The organism is Streptomyces sp. NBC_00503 (assembly GCF_036346895.1).
GTDB lineage: Bacteria > Actinomycetota > Actinomycetes > Streptomycetales > Streptomycetaceae > Streptomyces.
This window is the reverse complement of record NZ_CP107855.1, coordinates 938110-955232: the sequence shown is the minus strand read 5'-3', so window position 1 is coordinate 955232 and position 17123 is coordinate 938110. Positions and strand designations below refer to the sequence as shown.

Sequence of the window (17123 nt, the reverse complement as noted above, 5' to 3'; positions counted from 1 at the left end):
CTGCCCCCGCATCGGCGATGGACGCCCGCGCGACGACCAGCCACGAGAGACCCGGAGGGGCCGTGCACCTCGAATACACGCCTGAGCAGCAGCAGTTGCGCACCGAGCTGCGCGCCTACTTCGCCGAGCTGGTCCCCGAGGACGTCTACGCCCGGTACGAGGACCCGGCCGCGCAGAAGCGCTTCTACCGCGAGACCATCCGCCGGCTCGGGGCCGACGGCTGGCTCGGGGTCGGCTGGCCGAAGGAGTACGGCGGCCGCGGCATGTCGCCGATGGACCAGTTCATCTTCTTCGACGAGGCCGCGCAGGCCGTCGTACCGCTCCCGCTGATGGCGCTCAACACCGTCGGTCCGACCATCATGCAGTTCGGCACCGACGAGCAGAAGGCGTACTTCCTCCCCAAGATCCTGGCCGGGGAGATCGACTTCGCCATCGGCTACAGCGAGCCCGACGCGGGCACCGACCTCGCCGCCCTCAAGTGCAAGGCCGTCCGCGAGGGCGACGAGGAGACCGGCACCTACGTGGTCAACGGACAGAAGATCTGGACCACCAACGGCGACACCGCCGACTGGGTCTGGCTCGCCGTCCGCACCGACCCCGACGCCCCCGCCCACAAGGGCATCACCATGCTCCTCGTCCCGACCAGCGACCCCGGATACTCCTGCACCCTCATCAACACCCTCGCCTCGCACGACACCACCGCCAGCTACTACGAGGACATCCGCGTCCCCGCCGGCCGCCGCGTCGGCGACGAGAACAAGGGCTGGCGGCTGATCACCAACCAGCTCAACCACGAGCGCGTCACCCTCGCCGCCCACGGCACCATGGCGATCCGTGCCCTGCACGACGTACAGCGCTGGGCCGCCGACACCAAGCTCGCCGACGGCCGCCGCGTCATCGACCTCTCCTGGGTCCGCGGCCGCCTGGCCCGCACCCACGCCCGCCTCGACGCGATGAAGCTGCTGAACTGGCAGATGGTCAACGCCGTCCAGGACGGCACCCTCACCCCGCAGGACGCCTCCGCCGTCAAGGTCTACGGCTCCGAAGCGCGCAGGGACGCGTACGCCTGGCTGATGGAGGTCGTCGGCGCGGCCGGCTCCCTCAAGGACGGCTCCGCGGGCGCGGTCCTGCACGGCGAACTGGAGCGCGGCTACCGCAGCGCGGTCATCTTCACCTTCGGTGGCGGCAACAACGAGATCCAGCGCGAGATCATCTCGTGGATCGGCCTCGGCATGCCGCGGGTCCGCCGCTGACCTCGTGTGACGGGGACCGATCCGAAAGAGACGGCCCAGTAGTGCGCGGGGGCGGGACCGGCGCCTCAGACCTGCCCGGCCCCGCCGTCCACGAAGAGTTCGATGCCCGTGATGAAGCTGCTCTCCCCCGAGGCCAGGAAGAGGGCCGCCGCGGCCACCTCCTCGGGGCGTCCGGCCCGGCCGAGCGGAACCCCGGCGGTGGCCCGCTCGCGTACGGTGGCCGGTGCCTGGGCCAGGGCGGGGGTGTCGATCGGCCCCGGGCTGAGGGTGTTGACCCGGATCGAGCGCCCCGCCAGCTCCAGCGCGAGGCTGCGCGCGAGCGACCGTACGGCCGCCTTGGCGGCGGCGTACACCCCGTACCGCGTGGACGCCGAGGAACCGGCCGCCGAGCCCAGCAGGATCACCGAAGCGCCGTCGCGCAGCAGGGGCAGGGCGCGCTGGACGGTGAAGAAAGCGCCCCGGAAGTTCAGGTCCGAGGTGGCGTCGAACTGCTCCTCGGTGAAATCGGCGAACCCGCCGGCCGGTCCGCCGCCCGCGTTGACGACCAGCACGTCGATCGCCTCGCAGCCCGCGTCCGCGACCGCCGCGTAGAGCCGCTCCAGGTCCGCGACCCGGGAGACGTCCCCGCGCACGCCGACGGCTGCGGGGCTCCCGCCCAGCTCCGCGACCGCCGCGGCCAGTTCGGCTTCCCGCCTGCCGGTGATGAAGACCCGGGCGCCCTCCCGGACGAACCGGTGCGCGGTCGCCAGGCCGATGCCCGCCGAGCCGCCCGTGACGACGGCGACCTTGCCGTCGAGCTGTCCCGAACCCGTACCCGTTTCCGTACCCATGTCGATACCCGTACGCATACCCGTGCTCCTCGTCCGAGGGGGAGCGGGTGCGGTCCGCCGACGGCGCATGTTAGTCGGGCGCACCGGCCCCGGTGGGGTGGAACGCCGGAATCCCGGGCAGGAGCAGGGTAGGAGCCGGGCACGGGCAGAGTCCGGCGCAGGGGGAGCGGGAGCGATCATGAGTGCAGCGGACGGCGGCCCCGACCCGGGGCTCTACGGACCCGGGTCCGTCACCTGGCAGTGCCACGGCGACCCGATGATGTGGATCGCCGGGGTCCGCGCCCTCTACCTCCAGGCCCTGCATCCGCGCGCCGTCCGCGGGGTGATGGAGAACTCCGACTTCCGGCGGGACGCCTGGGGCCGGCTGCTCCGTACCGCCGACTTCGTCGGCACCCTCACCTACGGCACCACCGAGGCCGCCGAGCAGGCCGGGGCCCGCGTCCGGAAGATCCACCGCACGCTGTCCGCGACCGACCCCGTCACCGGGGAGCGCTTCCCCGTCGACGACCCCGAGCTGCTCCTGTGGGTCCACTGCGCCCAGATCGACAGCTTCCTGCACATCATCCGCCGCTCCGGCCTCCCCCTCGGCCCCGGCCAGGCGGACCGCTACGTGGCCGAGAACCGCGTCAACGCCCGCCTCGTCGGGCTCGACCCGTCCGCGGTCCCGGGGGACACGGCCGCCCTCGCCGCCTACTTCGAGCGGGTCCGCCCCGAGCTCGCCGCCGGGCCCGACGCCCGCGCCGTCGACGAGTTCCTGCGGAGCCCGCCGATCCACCCGCTCCTGGTCCCTGGCCGAAATCTGGTGTGGCGCCCGCTCGCCGCCCTGGCCTACGGATCCCTCCCCGCCTACGCGCACCAGCTGTACGGCCGCCCCGCACCGGCCCCGCGCAGCGTCACCAGGCGCCTGCGCCTCACCGGTAGCCTGTTGCGCAGCATTCCCGCAGGTCTGCGCTGGCAGCTGCCTCCAGGTCACATCTTGAAAGCGATGCGCCGCATGGGCCCCGGGAGCCGCCCCTCCCCGTACACACTTCGTACGGCGGCGGCCATACTGGACCGGCCGGGGAGGGCATAGCACGACACACGGGGGCGACTTCAAGACATGGCGGAGTCCAGACTGATCCAAGGCCGGTACCGGTCCCTCGACCTGATCGGCCGCGGCGGCATGGGCGAGGTGTGGCGGGCCCGAGACGAGTCGCTGGGGCGGCACGTGGCCGTCAAATGCCTCAAGCCCATAGGGCCCGAGCAGGACGCCCACTTCACCCAGGTGCTGCGCGAGCGCTTCCGCCGTGAGGCGCGCGTCGCCGCGTCCCTCCAGCACCGGGGCGTCACCGTCGTCCACGACTTCGGCGACGACAGCGCCTCCGGAGGCCCCCTCTACCTCGTCATGGAGCTGCTCGAAGGCCGCAACCTCAGCCAGCTCCTGGAGGACAACGAGGCGCGCCCGCTCCCCGTGGACGTGGTCGTCGACATCGCCGAGCAGATGGCGGCCGCCCTCGGCTACACCCACGACCAGGGCGTGGTCCACCGCGACCTGAAGCCCGCCAACATCATGCGGCTCACCGACGGCACGGTGAAGATCTGCGACTTCGGCATCGCCCGCCTCGCCGCCGACATCGGCTTCACCGCGAAGCTGACCGGCGGCGGCATGGCCATGGGGACCCCGCACTACATGTCGCCCGAGCAGATCGCGGGCGGCGAGGTCGACCACCGCAGCGACCTCTACTCCCTCGGCTGCGTCCTCTACGAGATCGCCACCGGGGCGCCGCCGTTCGACCTTGGCGACTCCTGGTCCGTGCTGGTGGGCCACCGCGACACCGCGCCCGTACCGCCGCGCGAGCACCGCCCCGAACTGCCCGGCTACTTCGAGCGGCTGGTGCTCGACCTGCTGGCCAAGCGGCCCGAGGACCGGCCGGACGACGCCCGTCGGCTCCACCGGCTCCTCGTCGAGGCCCGGCTCGGCTCCGGCGCGCTCCCGGGCGGGCCGTCCGGCGCGGGGGCCGCGCTGCCCGGATGGGCCGGCGGGATGACCGCCGGGCGCAAGGCCGGCATCGAGGCCCGCCCCGCGAGCGGGGAGTGGGCCGTCCTGACCGGCTCCTGGACGGCCGCGCGCTCGGGCGCGGACCGGCCCGCCGGGTCTGCCGGGGCGCCTTTGGCGGGGTCCGACACCGGGTCCACCGGAGCCTCGGCCGAATTCGCCGCCGGGTCCCTGCCCGGGTCCGCCGCCGGGCTTCCGGACGTGGCGTCCGCCGCCGTCCGTCCGGACGGCGACCCCGTGCCCGCCACGGGTCCCGGCACCGCCCCCGCCCCTGCCCCCGCCCTGTCCGTCGTCCGGCCGCGCCCTGCCGAGGACCCACGGCTCACCGCCGCCTACGGGCTCCCGCGCGGCCCCGGCGCCGACCCCACCGGCACCGCCGCGCTCGCCGCCGGCCACACCCGGGCCTTCGCCCTCAGCCGGGCCGGCCGCACGCACGAGGCCCTCGCCGTGTACGCGGCCGTGGCCGACGGCAGGGCCCGGGTCCTCGGCCCGGACCACCCCGACACCCTCGCCGCGCGGCAGGAGGCGGCGTACGAGACGGGCCTGCTCGGCCGCCACCAGGAGGCCTACGAGGGCTACCGCGCAGTGCTGGCCGCCCGCGAGCGGACCGTGGGACCGCACCACCCCGACACCCTGCGCTGCCGGCACAACCTGGCCTGCGCGCTCGGGGCCCTCGGCCGCTACGCCGAGGCCCACACCACCGCCGCCCAGGTCGCCGCGGACCGGGCGGCCGCCCTGGGCGCGGAGCACGCGGACACCCTGCTGACCCGATACGAGGTGGCGTACGCCCTCGGCCGCCTGGAGCGCTGGGAAGAGGCCCTGGAGGGCTTCCGGCACGTGGCCGCCGTACGGGAGCGGGTGCTGGGCCGCGACCACCCCGACACGCTGGCCGCGCGGTACGAGGCGGGCATCGCGCTGGGCCGTACCGGCCGCTCGGCCGAGGCCCTGGAGCTGTTCCGGGCCCTGGTCGCCGACCGCACCCGCGCCTACGGGGCCGTCGACCCCGAAACCCTGCGCGCCCGGCACGTCCTGGGGGTCAACCTGGGGCGCCTGGAGCGCTGGGAGGAGGCCGTGGCCGAGGCCCGGGAGGTGGCCGCGGCACGGGCGAAGGCGCTCGGCCCCGAACACCCCGACACGCTGGTCAGCCGCCGGGAACTCGCCGTGGGACTGGGACGGCTGGGCCGCTGGGACGAGGCGCTGCCCGTCTACCGGGAACTTTCCGGCATTCGCGAACGATCCCTCGGCGACGACCACCCCGACACGGTCGCCGCCCACGCCGACGAAGCGCACTGTCTGGAGCGGCTGGGTCAGGTGTGTTACCAAGAGCCATGACGACCTCGCGGGGCTTCGGTACGGATGTCTACGACGCGGTGATCGTGGGCGGCGGCCACAACGGCCTGGTCGCCGCGGCCTACCTGGCCCGGGCCGGCCGCTCGGTGCTGGTCATGGAGCGCCTCGGCCACGCCGGCGGGGCAGCGGTGTCCACCCGGCCGTTCGCGGGCATCGACGCCCGCCTTTCCCGGTACTCGTACCTCGTCTCGCTGCTCCCGGCGAAGATCGTGCGCGAGCTGGGCCTGGAGTTCGCCGTACGGGGGCGCTCGGTCTCCTCGTACACCCCCTTCGAGCGCTCCGGCCGCCCCGGCGGGCTGCTCGTCGGCGGCGGCGAGGCGCGCACCAGGGAGTCCTTCGCCCGGCTGACCGGCTCCGACCGGGAGTACGAGAGCTGGCGCGCCTTCTACGGGACCACCGGGCGGGTCGCGGCACGCGTCTTCCCGACGCTGACCGAGCCGCTGCCCACCCGGGCGGAGCTCCGGGCCCGCGTCGACGACGAGGCGGCCTGGCGGATGCTGTTCGAGGAACCGATCGGGCGGGCGGTGGAGCGGGAGTTCACCGACGACCTGGTGCGCGGGGTCGTCCTCACGGACGCCCTGATCGGCACCTTCGCCGATGCCCACGACCCCTCGCTCGCGCAGAACCGCTGTTTCCTCTACCACGTCATCGGCGGCGGCACGGGGGACTGGGACGTTCCCGTCGGCGGCATGGGGGCGCTCACCGACGCCCTGGCGGGAGCCGCACGGGCGGCCGGGGCGGAGATCGCCACCGGGCACGAGGTGGTGCGCATCGACACGGACGGCACGACCGCTCCGGCCGAGGTGGCCTTCCGGACGCAGACGGGGGAGGGCCGGGTGGCCGCGCGGGTGGTGCTCGTCAACGCCTCGCCGCAGACCCTGGCCGCCCTGCTGGGCGAGGAGCCCGAAACCCCGGCCGCCGAGGGCGCCCAGCTCAAGGTCAACATGCTGCTGCGGCGGCTGCCCCGGCTGCGCGACACCTCCGTGGAGCCGCGCGAGGCCTTCGGCGGGACCTTCCACATCGCGGAGGGGTACGAGCAGCTCGCGCGCGGGCCTACGCGGAGGCCGCGACCGGCGAACTGCCCTCCGTACCGCCCTCGGAGATCTACTGCCACTCGCTGACGGATCCGACGATCCTGGGGCCGGAGCTGGTGGAGCAGGGCTACCAGACCCTCACGCTCTTCGGACTCCACACCCCGGCGCGCCTGTTCGACCACGACAACCGGGGGGCGAGGGAGGTCCTGCTCACCGCCACCCTCGCCCAGCTCGACGCCCACCTGGCCGAACCGATCACCGACTGCCTGGCCTTCGACACCGACGGCCGTCCCTGCATCGAGGCCAAGACCCCGCTCGACCTGGAACGCGAACTGCGCCTGCCCCGCGGCCACATCTTCCACCGGGACCTGTCCTGGCCCTACGCGGACCAGGACGGCACGGGCGGCGCAGACGGCGCGGGCGGCCGCTGGGGAGTGGAAACCGCCCACCGCAACGTACTGCTGTGCGGTGCGGGGGCGGTGCGCGGCGGCGGCGTCAGCGGGGTCCCCGGGCACAACGCGGCGATGGCGGTACTGGGGCACTGAGGGGCCCCGGCCCGGGGGGGCGGTCCCCCGGGTCAGGCGACGGGGTCGATCACGACGATCGGGATCTCCCGGCTCGTCTTGGTCTGGTACTCGTCGTACGAGGGCCAGTGCTTGACCATCAGCGGCCAGAACGCGGCACGCTCCTCGGAGGTCGCGGTGCGCGCGATGCCCTGGACGACCTTGGGGCCGACCTGGACGCGGACCTCGGGGTGCTCGCTGAGGTTCCGGTACCAGAGCGGGTCCGCGGGGTCGCCGCCCTTGGACGCGACGATGAGGTAACGGCCCCCGTCCTCGCCGTAGATGAGGGGGGTGCGCACGGGCTTGCCCGACTTGCGGCCGACGGTGGTGAGGAGCAGGGTCTGGGTGTTGTTCCAGAACTGCCCCTCGGTCCCGCCCGAACCGACGTACAGCTTGACGTGATCGAGGGTCCAGCCCGGCTTGGGGTCGATGGGGTTGTCCCAGTCGATGGCGCTCATACGGCTCTGCCTGCCTTCGTGTTGAAAAGTCAACAAACCTCAACAACGAGCATGAACCGCCGGGGGCACGGGTGTATTCCGCCGACCGGGTGGCGCCACGCCATGGCCTTTGGGTGGCCGGCGCGGCGGGCGGGGAGTCGGGGTGCGGCTGGATGAGGCGGAGGGGCTGCTGCGGGTGCTGCCCGCGGTGATCCCGCACGGGCAGCCGAGCCGGTGGCGGCGGCCGCCGGCCGTGCGGATCGCCCGTGGCGAGTGGGTCAGCTGGCGGATCAACTACCGGTTCCCCAGCGCCCACGGGGACCTGTGGACCTACCGGCTCGACACCTTCGACATCGCCCACGGCCCGGTCCCCGCCCCGACCTTCCGGACCACCGCGCCCACCCGTCGAGTCGACGAACGCGCCGTACTGCGCTGAGCGCCGGGGCCCGGCCGCCCGGCCGTCCCGCGGGGCTAGTGCTGTGACCGGAAAGGTTCACCGGGTCGCGGCGCCCGGCACGGCACCTCGCCGCGTTGTCGGACCGAGGCGGTACGTCCAGTACGAGCCGCGGTCCTCCGCCTTGCGATGCACCGCACCGGACGCCGCGACCCGGCAAACCTTTCCGGCCACAGCACTAGTCCGCCGAGCGGGTCCAGCCCGTCGCCTCGATGCGGGACGCGTCGTCGGGGCGGTCTTCGGCGAACAGGAGGTGGGCGGGCTCCGATACGCGCAGGACGTCCACGTAGATCCCGCGGCCGACGTAGCGGCCCTGGGCGGTGTGGCGGAAACGGAGGCGGACCTCGCGGCCGGCCCAGGCCGCGAGGGGGGCTTCGAGCCGGTGCCAGATGCGGCCCGACCAGCCGGTGAGGGCGCCGTCCGGCCATTCCTCGGTGGCTCCGCCGGTGGTGCGGACGGTGGTGAAGGGGAGCGGCTCCCAGGTCCGCCCGTCGGCGGAGGCCTCCACGTGCAGGGATCCCGTGCCGGGCACGGTGTCCCACCACAGCGCGCAGCGCAGTCGGGCGGATCCGGTGGCCGGGGTGAGGGGAGGGAGGGTCAGGGTGCCGGAGGCGCCGGTCTCCATGCCGGAGTACCAGGCCGGGCCGCCGTGCTTCGTGCGGACGGGGACGGCGCGGGCGAAGCGGTTGCCGACGGCGACGCGGGGGGCGCTGCCGGCGCGCCAGGTGCGCACGGGGTGGACGGAGTTGCCGAGCAGGATCAGGAAGGAGTCGGTGGAGGGGTCGAGGACGAGGGAGGTGCCGGTGAAACCGGTGTGCCCGGCGGAGTGCGGGGTGGCCATGGCTCCCATGTACCAGTGCTGGTAGAGCTCGAAGCCGAGTCCGTGGTCGTCCCCGGGGAAGGCCGTGTTGTAGTCGGTGAAGAGCAGCTCGACGGAGGCGGGGCGCAGGATGCGCTTGCCGGCGTAGCTCCCGCCGTCGAGGAGCGTGCGGGCGAGGACGGCGAGGTCCCAGGCGGTGCCGAAGACGCCGGCGTGGCCCGCGACGCCGCCCAGCGCGTACGCGTTCTCGTCGTGGACCTCCCCCCAGACCAGCCCGCGGTCGAGCCCGGACCAGGGCGGGCGCTGCACCTCGGTGGCGGCGGTGACCCGGCGCCAGGAGGCCGGCGGGTTGTAACGAGTGCGGTGCATACCGAGTGGAGCAGTGATCTCGTCGTGGAGCAGGAGATCCAAAGTGTGACCGGTGATCCGTTCCAAGAGCAGCTGGAGGGTGATCAGGTTCAGGTCCGAGTAGCGGTAGACCGTCCCGGGGGTCTCCTGCGGTGCCACCGACCACAGCAGCCTCAACTGCCCCGCCCGGGTGGACTCCTTGTAGAAGGGGGCCCAGGACCGCAGCCCAGAGGTGTGCGTGAGCAGCTGGCGGACGGTGATCGACTCCTTGCCCCCGCCCGTGAACTCGGGCAGGTACCGGTTGACCGGCGCCTCCAGCTCGAGGCGCCCGCGCTCCATCTGCTGCACCGCCAGCAGCGAGGTGAACAGCTTCGACAGCGAGGCCAGGTCGAAGACCGTGTCCTCGGCCATCGCGATGCGCTCGGCGGCCGGGAACTCCCGTACCCGGTCGGTGCGCCCGTCGTAGTCGCAGTACCGGACGGCGTCGCCCACCGCCCGGTGCAGGGCCACGGTCCGGCCGCGGCCGGCGAGGACCACGGCCCCCGCGTAGTAAGGGTGTTCGGGTGAGGGGCCGAGGAACCTCCGCGCCTCGTCAACCGCACCTTCGAGGTGCTTCTCCAACAGCCCGGCCTGGCGGGCGGATCCGTAGCGCAGCCGCAGTCCTTGCATGGCGCGCCGCGCCGCGGGCCCGGCGGCGCCCCCGGCGGCCCCCGCGGATCCGGGCAGCGCGGCCTGGAGCACGAGCACACCCCCGAGCGCGAGCAGCCGTGCGCCGAGCCGCCGCCGCGTGAGCCCGCCACCGCTCCCGGAACTCGGCGCGCTCTCGTCGCCGCCCTGCTCACTACCGACGCTTCCACGCAGGCCCCCCACGTCACCCGGCCCGGCACCTGCGTCGCCCGGACCACCGCCCGCGCTGCGTTGCGCGCAGCCCAGACCGATGCCCACGCCGCCCCGCGCGTCGCCCGCGCCCGCGCCACCGTGGCCGTCGGCGTCCTTCGTCTCACCGTCGTTCCCGGTTGCCGTTCGTGCCTCCATGACCGGTCCTCCCGTCCACCGTCGAGCCCTCCCGAAGTATCTGCCCGCCCGTCCCGCACCTCCCGCAGTGACCGGGCCGCAAAGAATCTGACGCTGCATCAGAAAATCTCTTCCCTCGGCGCCCCCGCTGCGGCATCCTGCCGCCCATGGAGACGGAGCTGAGCAAGAAACTCGGAGTCGAACACGCCATCTTCGGCTTCACGCCCTTCCCGGCGGTCGCCGCGGCCATCACTCGCGCGGGTGGTTTCGGGGTGCTCGGAGCGGTGCGCTACACCGCCCCCGACGACCTCAAACGCGACCTCGACTGGATGCAGGAGCACACCGACGGCAAGCCGTACGGCCTCGATGTCGTCATGCCCGCGAAGAAGGCCGTGGACGGCATCAGCGAGGCCGACATCGAGGCGATGATCCCGGCCGCGCACCGCGAGTACGTGCGCGAAACCCTCGCCAAACACCACGTCCCCGAGCTCGCCGAGGGCGAAGCATCCGGCTGGCGCATCACGGGCTGGATGGAGCAGGTCGCCCGCAACCAGCTCGACGTCGCCTTCGACTACCCCATCAAACTCCTGGCGAACGCCCTCGGTTCCCCGCCCGCCGACGTCATCCAGCGCGCCCACGACCACGGAGTCCTCGTCGCCGCCCTCGCCGGCAGCGCCAAGCACGCCCGCCGCCACGCCGAGGCCGGGATCGACATCGTCGTCGCCCAGGGCTACGAGGCCGGCGGCCACACCGGTGACATCGCCACCATGGTCCTGGTGCCCGAGATCGTCGAGGCCGTCGCCCCGATCCCGGTCCTCGCCGCGGGCGGCATCGGCAGCGGCGAACAGGTCGCCGCGGGCATCGCCCTGGGCGCCGAGGGCGCCTGGCTCGGGTCCCTGTGGCTCACCACCACCGAAGCCGAGATGCACTCCCGCGCCCTCACCGAGAAGCTCCTCGCCGCCGGCTCCGGCGACACCGTCCGCTCCCGCGCCCTCACCGGCAAGCCCGCCCGCCAGCTGCGCACCGAGTGGACCGACGCCTGGGACGACCCGGAGGGCCCCGGCGCGCTCCCGATGCCGCTGCAGGGCCTGCTCGTCGCCGAGGCCGTGTCCCGCATCCAGAAGTACGAGATCCAGCCGCTGCTCGGCACCCCGGTCGGCCAGATCGTCGGCCGGATGAACAGCGAGCGCAGCGTCCAGGCCGTCTTCGACGACCTCACCAGCGGCTTCGAACGAGCCATCGACCGCATCAACCGCATCGCCGGCCGAGCCTGAGAGGCGTGAGCAGCAGCATGACCGACACGCAGACCCGAGGTCAGACCGAGCAGCCCCCGAACGGCTTCTGGGCCCAGGCCGCCGCCGACCCCGACCGCACCGTCCTGGTCACTCCCGAGGGCGAGGAGTGGTCCGCGGCCCGGCTGCACTCCGACGTCAACCGGCTCGTGCACGGCCTGCGCGCCGCGGGCCTGGAGAAGGGTGACGTCTTCGCCGTCGTCCTGCCCAACAGCGTCGAGTTCCTCACCGCCTACCTCGCCGCCTCACAGGCCGGCTTCTACCTCGTCCCGGTCAACCACCACCTCGTCGGCCCCGAGATCGCCTGGATCGTCTCCGACTCCGGAGCCAAGGTCCTCATCGCCCACGAGCGGTTCGCCGACGCCGCCACCGCCGCGGCCGACGAGGCCGGGCTGCCCGCGAGCCACCGCTACGCCGTCGGAGCCGTCGCGGGCTTCCGCTCGTACGGCGAACTGCTCGACGGGCAGAGCGACACCGCCCCCGGGGACCGCACGCTCGGCTGGGTCATGAACTACACCTCCGGTACCACCGGCCGGCCGCGCGGCATCCGCCGTCCGCTGCCCGGCAAGCTCCCGGAGGAGACGTACCTCGGCGGCTTCCTGGGCATCTTCGGCATCCGGCCCTTCGACGGCAACGTCCACCTGGTGTGCTCGCCGCTCTACCACACGGCCGTACTGCAGTTCGCGGCCGCGGCCCTGCACATCGGGCACCCGCTGGTCCTCATGGACAAGTGGACCCCCGAGGAGATGCTCCGCCTGATCGACTCCCACGCCTGCACCCACACCCACATGGTGCCGACGCAGTTCCACCGGTTGCTGGCGCTCCCGCAGGACACGAAGGACTCGTACGACGTCTCGTCCATGCGGCACGCCATCCACGGCGCCGCGCCCTGTCCCGACCACGTCAAGCGGGCGATGATCGACTGGTGGGGCCGGTGCGTGGAGGAGTACTACGCGGCGAGCGAGGGCGGCGGCGCCTTCGCGACGGCCGAGGACTGGCTGAAGAAGCCGGGAACCGTCGGCAAGGCCTGGCCGATCAGTGAACTCGCCATCTTCGACGACGAGGGCGAGCGGCTGCCCGCCGGCGAGCTCGGCACCGTCTACATCAAGATGAAAACCGGCGGCTTCAGCTACCACAAGGACGAGGGCAAGACGAAGAAGAACCGCATCGGCGACTTCTTCACCGTCGGCGACCTCGGGCTGATGGACGAGGAGGGCTACCTCTTCCTCCGCGACCGCAAGATCGACATGATCATCTCGGGCGGGGTGAACATCTACCCCGCCGAGATCGAATCGGCCCTGCTCACCCATCCGGCGGTCGCGGACGCCGCGGCCTTCGGCATTCCGCACCCCTCCTGGGGCGAGGAGGTCAAGGCGGTCATCGAGCCCGCGGAGGGGTTCGTGGCGAGCGACGCGCTGGCGGCCGAGATCCTCCAGCACTGCGAGCGCCAGCTCGCCGGGTACAAGCGGCCCAAGACCGTGGACTTCATCGAGACCATGCCGCGCGACCCCAACGGCAAGCTGTACAAGCGCCGCCTGCGCGAGCCGTACTGGGAGGGCCACGAGCGCGCGATGTAGGGGCGCCTCGCGGTCACCCCGGGCGTGGCGGCCGGTCCATGGCGGGCCGGTCCGCCACGCCCGGACGCATCGTGAGAAGTCCCACGTCAGGGGCGTGGAGGCGGGTCTTGCGGCGCACCGGGGGGACAGTTCTGGCAAGTTGGCTGATATGAGTACGGCAACGCACAGATCCCCCCTGACCGACTGGACCGTGATGGTCCCCGTGGTGGCACTCGTCGCGCTCGCCCTCAGCTGGGGGCGCGACCTGCCGTCATTCGCCGTGGCCCTGGTCGCCCTGTGCCTGGCCGGCGCGGTACTGGCCGCGGTCCACCACGCCGAAGTCGTCGCACACCGGGTCGGCGAACCCTTCGGCTCCCTGGTCCTCGCGGTGGCCGTCACCGTCATCGAAGTGGCCCTGATCGTCACCCTGCTGGCCGACGGCGGTGACAAGACCGCCTCCCTCGCCCGGGACACCGTCTTCGCCGCCGTCATGATCACCTGCAACGGCATCGTCGGCCTGTCCCTGCTCGTCGGGGCCCTGCGCAACCGCGTCGCCGTCTTCAACGCCGAAGGCTCCGGCGCCGCCCTGGCCACCGTCGCCACCCTCGCCGTACTCAGCCTCGTACTGCCCACCTTCACCACCAGCAAGCCGGGCCCCGAGTTCTCCACCGCCCAGCTCGCCTTCGCCGCGAGCGCCTCACTCGCCCTGTACGGACTGTTCGTCGCCGTGCAGACCGTCCGCCACCGCGACTACTTCCTGCCCGTGGACACCAAGCGGATCCGCAAGGAAGCCGCCAAAGCCGCAGCCGCGGCCGCCGCGGGCGAGGACGACGAACACGCCGAACCGCCCACCGCACGCGCCGCCCTCATCAGCCTCGGCCTGCTCCTCGTCGCGCTCGTCGCCGTGGTCGGCAACGCCAAGGCCGTCTCCCCGACCATCGAACGCGGGGTCGCCGACGCCGGCCTGCCCTACGCCGTCGTCGGTGTGATCATCGCCCTGCTCGTCCTGGCTCCCGAGACCCTCGCCGCCGTCCGCGCCGCCCGCCGCGACCGCGTCCAGACCAGCCTCAACCTCGCCTACGGCTCCGCCATCGCCAGCATCGGCCTGACCATCCCGGCCATCGCACTGGCCTCCGTCTGGCTGACCGGCCCCCTCGTGCTCGGCCTCGATCCGACCCACATGGTGCTCCTCGCGCTGACCATCGTCGTCAGCGCCCTCACCATCGTCCCGGGCCGCGCCACCCTCCTCCAGGGCGGAGTCCACATCGTGCTGCTCGCCGCCTACCTCTTCCTCGCCGTCAGCCCCTGATCGTGCCCCGGTACGCGTACGGCCGGCCGCCCCCTCCGAGGGACAGGGGGAGCGGCCGGCCGTACGCGTCGGAGCCCTTCGGTCAGCGCCGCTCGCGCGGCCGGACCACCTTCAGCTGCGGCGAAGTGAGGATGTCCCACTCGCAGAACCGCGACTTCACCCAGCGTTCCTGCGAGAAGAGCCGGGTCTGGTCGGCGTAGTGGGGGGAGTTCGGATTCGAGGACTGGCCGTACGTGAGCAGCGTGCGCGCCACCGGGCAGCGGCTGCCGTCCCAGCCGACCGCCTGGATGTGGCTGGAGCCGTGCACGACCTCCGGGTAGCCGCCGGCCGCCGCGTTCCACGGCGCCTCGATCTTGTTCCAGACGCCCAGCGCCTCGGTCCCGCCACCCACCGGCAGCTTCTCCCCGCCGCGCACCACGAACTGGTTCTCGCCGAGCGGGGCGTCCAGCGCGATGCCCGCCGCCTTCAGCTCCGCGACCGTGTCGGCGAGCGCCCGCCCGATCCCGGGCGCCGCCTGGTTGAGCGTGCGCGGGGTGCGGACCGGATCGGCCGCCGAGAACGGCACCAGCCACAGGTCCTTGGCCGCGGTGTTCGCGGTCAGCTTCCGCCAGAACCGGTCGAAGAGCAGTGCCCCGCGGCTCGAGGTGTCCGCCGTGCGGTCCCAGGCCGCCAGCACCCCGCAGGCCGCCGAAACATCGACGGCCCTGCCGTCGCTGCCCGTGGCCGTCCCGCCGGGCAGGGCCGCGCAGGCCTTCGCCGCGTCGGCCGCCGCCAGGTCACCGGCCGGGACCCGGTTCGCGAACTGCTGCTTCTGCAGGTCGGCCACGCTCAGCCCGCCCTTGGCCGCCATCGCGGACACGTCCTCCACCGCACCCCGGGTGCGCAGCGAGCGCGGGGTGGCCGTGCTGCCCCAGATCCGCTCGTAGCCGGTGACCGGAGTCGCGGCGTTGGCCAGCCAGGCGCTGTCGTTGGAGTTCTCCGCGTACGGGGCGTCGCGCAGCGTCGGCGCCTTGCCCGGGCCGAAGATCCCGGGCTGCACCGCGTCCGGGTCCGAGCCGAGGGTGCAGTCACCGCGCGAACCGTCCAGCACCGCCAGCCCCGAGGACGGGTACGTGGCCCTGCCGAGCGGGGTCGAGCAGCGGGCCACGAGCTCGTCGGTGATCCGGGGGAGCACCTGCGACTGGGTGAAGAGGGTGCCGCCCGCCGAGTCCGCGGCGATCGTGTTGACCCACGGCAGGCCCTGGGTGCGCCGCAGGGCATCCTGGATCCCGGCGACCGAGCGGGCCTTGCCCATGGCCAGGGCGGTGTCGGAGCCGCGCAGGTTCGAGGCGTTGGGGTCGTTCAACGCGTACGCGGTGGTCGCCGTCCAGGGCAGCGGGAGGCCGGCGCCGAGGTTGGAGACGACCGGGCCGTAGCGGGTCCACCACTGGGTGCGGGTGACCGGATCCGTGCTGCCCGCCACCTGGACGGCGACCTCGCGGCGGGTCATCTTCTCCGGCTTCCCGTCCACCAGGTAGGCGGTCGGGTCGGCGGGGTCGAGGACCAGCTGGTGCAGGTTGAGGGGGGTGCCGGTGGCCACGGTGTGGCTCCAGGCCACCTTCTCGTTGAAGCCGATGTTCACCACGGCGGTGCCGAGCAGCGAGCCGCCCGAGACGTTCAGCTCGCCGGGGATGGTCTGCTGCGACTGCCAGAACCGGCGGCCGCCCTGCCACGGATAGTGCGGGTTCCCGAGCAGCAACCCCTTGCCGTTCGCGGTGGTGGAACCGGCGAAGGCCACCGCGTTGGAACCCATGTCGTAGCGGGTGGTGTCGAAGAGCTCCCGGGCCGCCTCGGCCGCCGCGGCGGGATCGGGATCGGCGGTGGCGCCGGTGTTGTCGGTGCCGATGGTTCCTCCGGTGCCGCTGGTGCCACCGGTTCCGCCGGGGACTGCGCCGCGGGCCGTGGCGGCGCCCGGCGGCTGCGCCGCGGTGATGCCGTCGACGGCGCGGCCCTGGCCGCCGAGCACGGAGACGGCGTAGCCGCGGGCGGCCACGTCGGTGACGCCGACCGGGTGGACCCACTTGGCGTCCTTGCAGGCCGGGTCGGTGATCTTGTTCTGGGCGAGCCAGGCGTTGTAACCGGCGGCCCAGCCGCGCATCAGCTCCTTGACGTCCTTGCCCGGCCCGGCCGGCGCGGGCGCGGCGAGCAGCTTCTCCACGGCGCCGGAATCGCGGACGCCCTTGAAGTAGAGGTCGCTGGAGAGGTTCTTGGCGGCGGAGGACAGCGAACCGTCGGGCGCGGCATCGGGGCCGAACCAGCGCGAGCGCTCCCCGGAGACGGTCAGGAACCCGTCGGCCAGCACGCACACCTGGTCGGCGGCCTGCGCCCAGCCGGTGCCGAAGCCGAGGTGGGCGTAGTCCTGGGCCACGATGTGCGGGATGCCGTTCTCGGTGTACCGGATCACGGCGGACAGACCGCCGCCGGACGGTCCGGAGCCCGGCGGGGCCGCTGCCGCGGCGGAGGCCTGGGGTATCGCGGCCGTGGCGGCGAGCAGGGTCGCGCCCGTGAGGGCGACGCGGCGGAGGAGCGGGCGGGTGCGTGCGGTGCGGCGGCGTCGGTCGAGGCGGTGTTCATCAAGAAAGTGCAACGTGCCTCCCAAATAGCCTGCGGACGGGCCGGGTTGCCCGTACAGGGTGGTCGGAGCCTTTCGTGCTCCCACACTCACGCAGGCGCTTGACGTCCTGTCAACATCCCGTTTGGTATCTCTGGTATCTCTGATGTCCCGGGTATCCCCGGTGTCGCGGATGCCCCGCTCATTGACCTCGTGCGTACGAGGAGACGAGGATCCC

The 17123-nt window shown here is 73.2% G+C and carries 11 protein-coding genes and 1 pseudogene; 8 read left to right on the top strand and 4 right to left on the bottom strand.

The annotated features are described in order from the left end of the window. Positions 1-62 precede the first annotated feature (62 nt). Positions 63-1253 carry an acyl-CoA dehydrogenase family protein gene (locus OG490_RS04470; protein ID WP_330294971.1) on the top strand — a complete coding sequence of 397 codons (1191 nt, stop codon included), beginning with the start codon at positions 63-65 and terminating at the stop codon, positions 1251-1253. Between the two features lie 65 nt (positions 1254-1318). On the opposite strand, the gene OG490_RS04465 is transcribed toward OG490_RS04470, so the two are convergent. Beyond that, entirely contained in the window at positions 1319-2101 is a 783-nt protein-coding gene (locus tag OG490_RS04465) for an SDR family NAD(P)-dependent oxidoreductase (protein WP_330294970.1), read from the bottom strand. A 160-nt stretch (positions 2102-2261) separates the two neighbouring features. Here OG490_RS04465 and OG490_RS04460 point away from each other — a divergent pair, with 160 nt between their 5' ends. The 3 genes and pseudogenes from OG490_RS04460 (at position 2262) to OG490_RS04450 (ending at position 7047) form a co-directional block, all read left to right on the top strand. Further along, entirely contained in the window at positions 2262-3155 is an 894-nt protein-coding gene (locus OG490_RS04460; protein ID WP_330294969.1) for an oxygenase MpaB family protein, read from the top strand. Between the two features lie 27 nt (positions 3156-3182). Then, the gene (locus OG490_RS04455) at positions 3183-5450 is read left to right on the top strand and encodes a serine/threonine-protein kinase (protein ID WP_330294968.1); all 2268 of its coding nucleotides are present in this window, start codon (positions 3183-3185) and stop codon (positions 5448-5450) included. After that, positions 5447-7047: pseudogene (locus tag OG490_RS04450) on the top strand (phytoene desaturase family protein). The gene OG490_RS04455 and the pseudogene OG490_RS04450 overlap by 4 nt, the downstream one beginning before the upstream one ends. Before the next feature lie 32 nt (positions 7048-7079). On the opposite strand, the gene OG490_RS04445 reads toward OG490_RS04450, so the two are convergent. Beyond that, on the bottom strand, positions 7080-7523 hold the full coding sequence (locus OG490_RS04445; protein ID WP_330294967.1) for a nitroreductase family deazaflavin-dependent oxidoreductase: 444 nt from the start codon (positions 7521-7523) through the stop codon (positions 7080-7082). Between the two features lie 142 nt (positions 7524-7665). Here OG490_RS04445 and OG490_RS04440 point away from each other — a divergent pair, with 142 nt between their 5' ends. Continuing rightward, positions 7666-7938: a hypothetical protein gene (locus OG490_RS04440; protein WP_330294966.1), complete on the top strand. Its 273-nt coding sequence runs from the start codon at positions 7666-7668 to the stop codon at positions 7936-7938. Positions 7939-8134: 196 nt separating this feature from the next. Here the strand turns inward: OG490_RS04440 and OG490_RS04435 are convergent, their stop codons facing one another. Then, positions 8135-10159: a serine hydrolase gene (locus OG490_RS04435; protein ID WP_330294965.1), complete on the bottom strand. Its 2025-nt coding sequence runs from the start codon at positions 10157-10159 to the stop codon at positions 8135-8137. A gap of 146 nt (positions 10160-10305) precedes the next feature. Here OG490_RS04435 and OG490_RS04430 point away from each other — a divergent pair, with 146 nt between their 5' ends. From OG490_RS04430 to OG490_RS04420, 3 genes are all read left to right on the top strand, one after another. After that, on the top strand, positions 10306-11412 hold the full coding sequence (locus tag OG490_RS04430) for a nitronate monooxygenase (protein ID WP_330294964.1): 1107 nt from the start codon (positions 10306-10308) through the stop codon (positions 11410-11412). A gap of 17 nt (positions 11413-11429) precedes the next feature. Next, complete coding sequence (locus tag OG490_RS04425) at positions 11430-13007, top strand: acyl-CoA synthetase (RefSeq protein WP_330300769.1); 1578 nt, start codon at positions 11430-11432, stop codon at positions 13005-13007. 148 nt (positions 13008-13155) lie between these two features. Next, complete coding sequence (locus OG490_RS04420) at positions 13156-14295, top strand: calcium:proton antiporter (protein ID WP_330294963.1); 1140 nt, start codon at positions 13156-13158, stop codon at positions 14293-14295. A gap of 82 nt (positions 14296-14377) precedes the next feature. Here the strand turns inward: OG490_RS04420 and OG490_RS04415 are convergent, their stop codons facing one another. Further along, positions 14378-16921: a penicillin acylase family protein gene (locus tag OG490_RS04415; protein WP_443065751.1), complete on the bottom strand. Its 2544-nt coding sequence runs from the start codon at positions 16919-16921 to the stop codon at positions 14378-14380. Between the last annotated feature and the right edge of the window lie 202 nt (positions 16922-17123).

Coding starts and splice junctions, on each gene's coding strand:
- OG490_RS04465 (WP_330294970.1), bottom strand. CDS start 2,101: ATGCGTACGGGTATCGACATGGGTACGGAAACGGGTACGGGTTCGGGA.
- OG490_RS04460 (WP_330294969.1), top strand. CDS start 2,262: ATGAGTGCAGCGGACGGCGGCCCCGACCCGGGGCTCTACGGACCCGGG.
- OG490_RS04455 (WP_330294968.1), top strand. CDS start 3,183: ATGGCGGAGTCCAGACTGATCCAAGGCCGGTACCGGTCCCTCGACCTG.
- OG490_RS04445 (WP_330294967.1), bottom strand. CDS start 7,523: ATGAGCGCCATCGACTGGGACAACCCCATCGACCCCAAGCCGGGCTGG.
- OG490_RS04435 (WP_330294965.1), bottom strand. CDS start 10,159: ATGGAGGCACGAACGGCAACCGGGAACGACGGTGAGACGAAGGACGCC.
- OG490_RS04430 (WP_330294964.1), top strand. CDS start 10,306: ATGGAGACGGAGCTGAGCAAGAAACTCGGAGTCGAACACGCCATCTTC.
- OG490_RS04425 (WP_330300769.1), top strand. CDS start 11,430: ATGACCGACACGCAGACCCGAGGTCAGACCGAGCAGCCCCCGAACGGC.
- OG490_RS04420 (WP_330294963.1), top strand. CDS start 13,156: ATGAGTACGGCAACGCACAGATCCCCCCTGACCGACTGGACCGTGATG.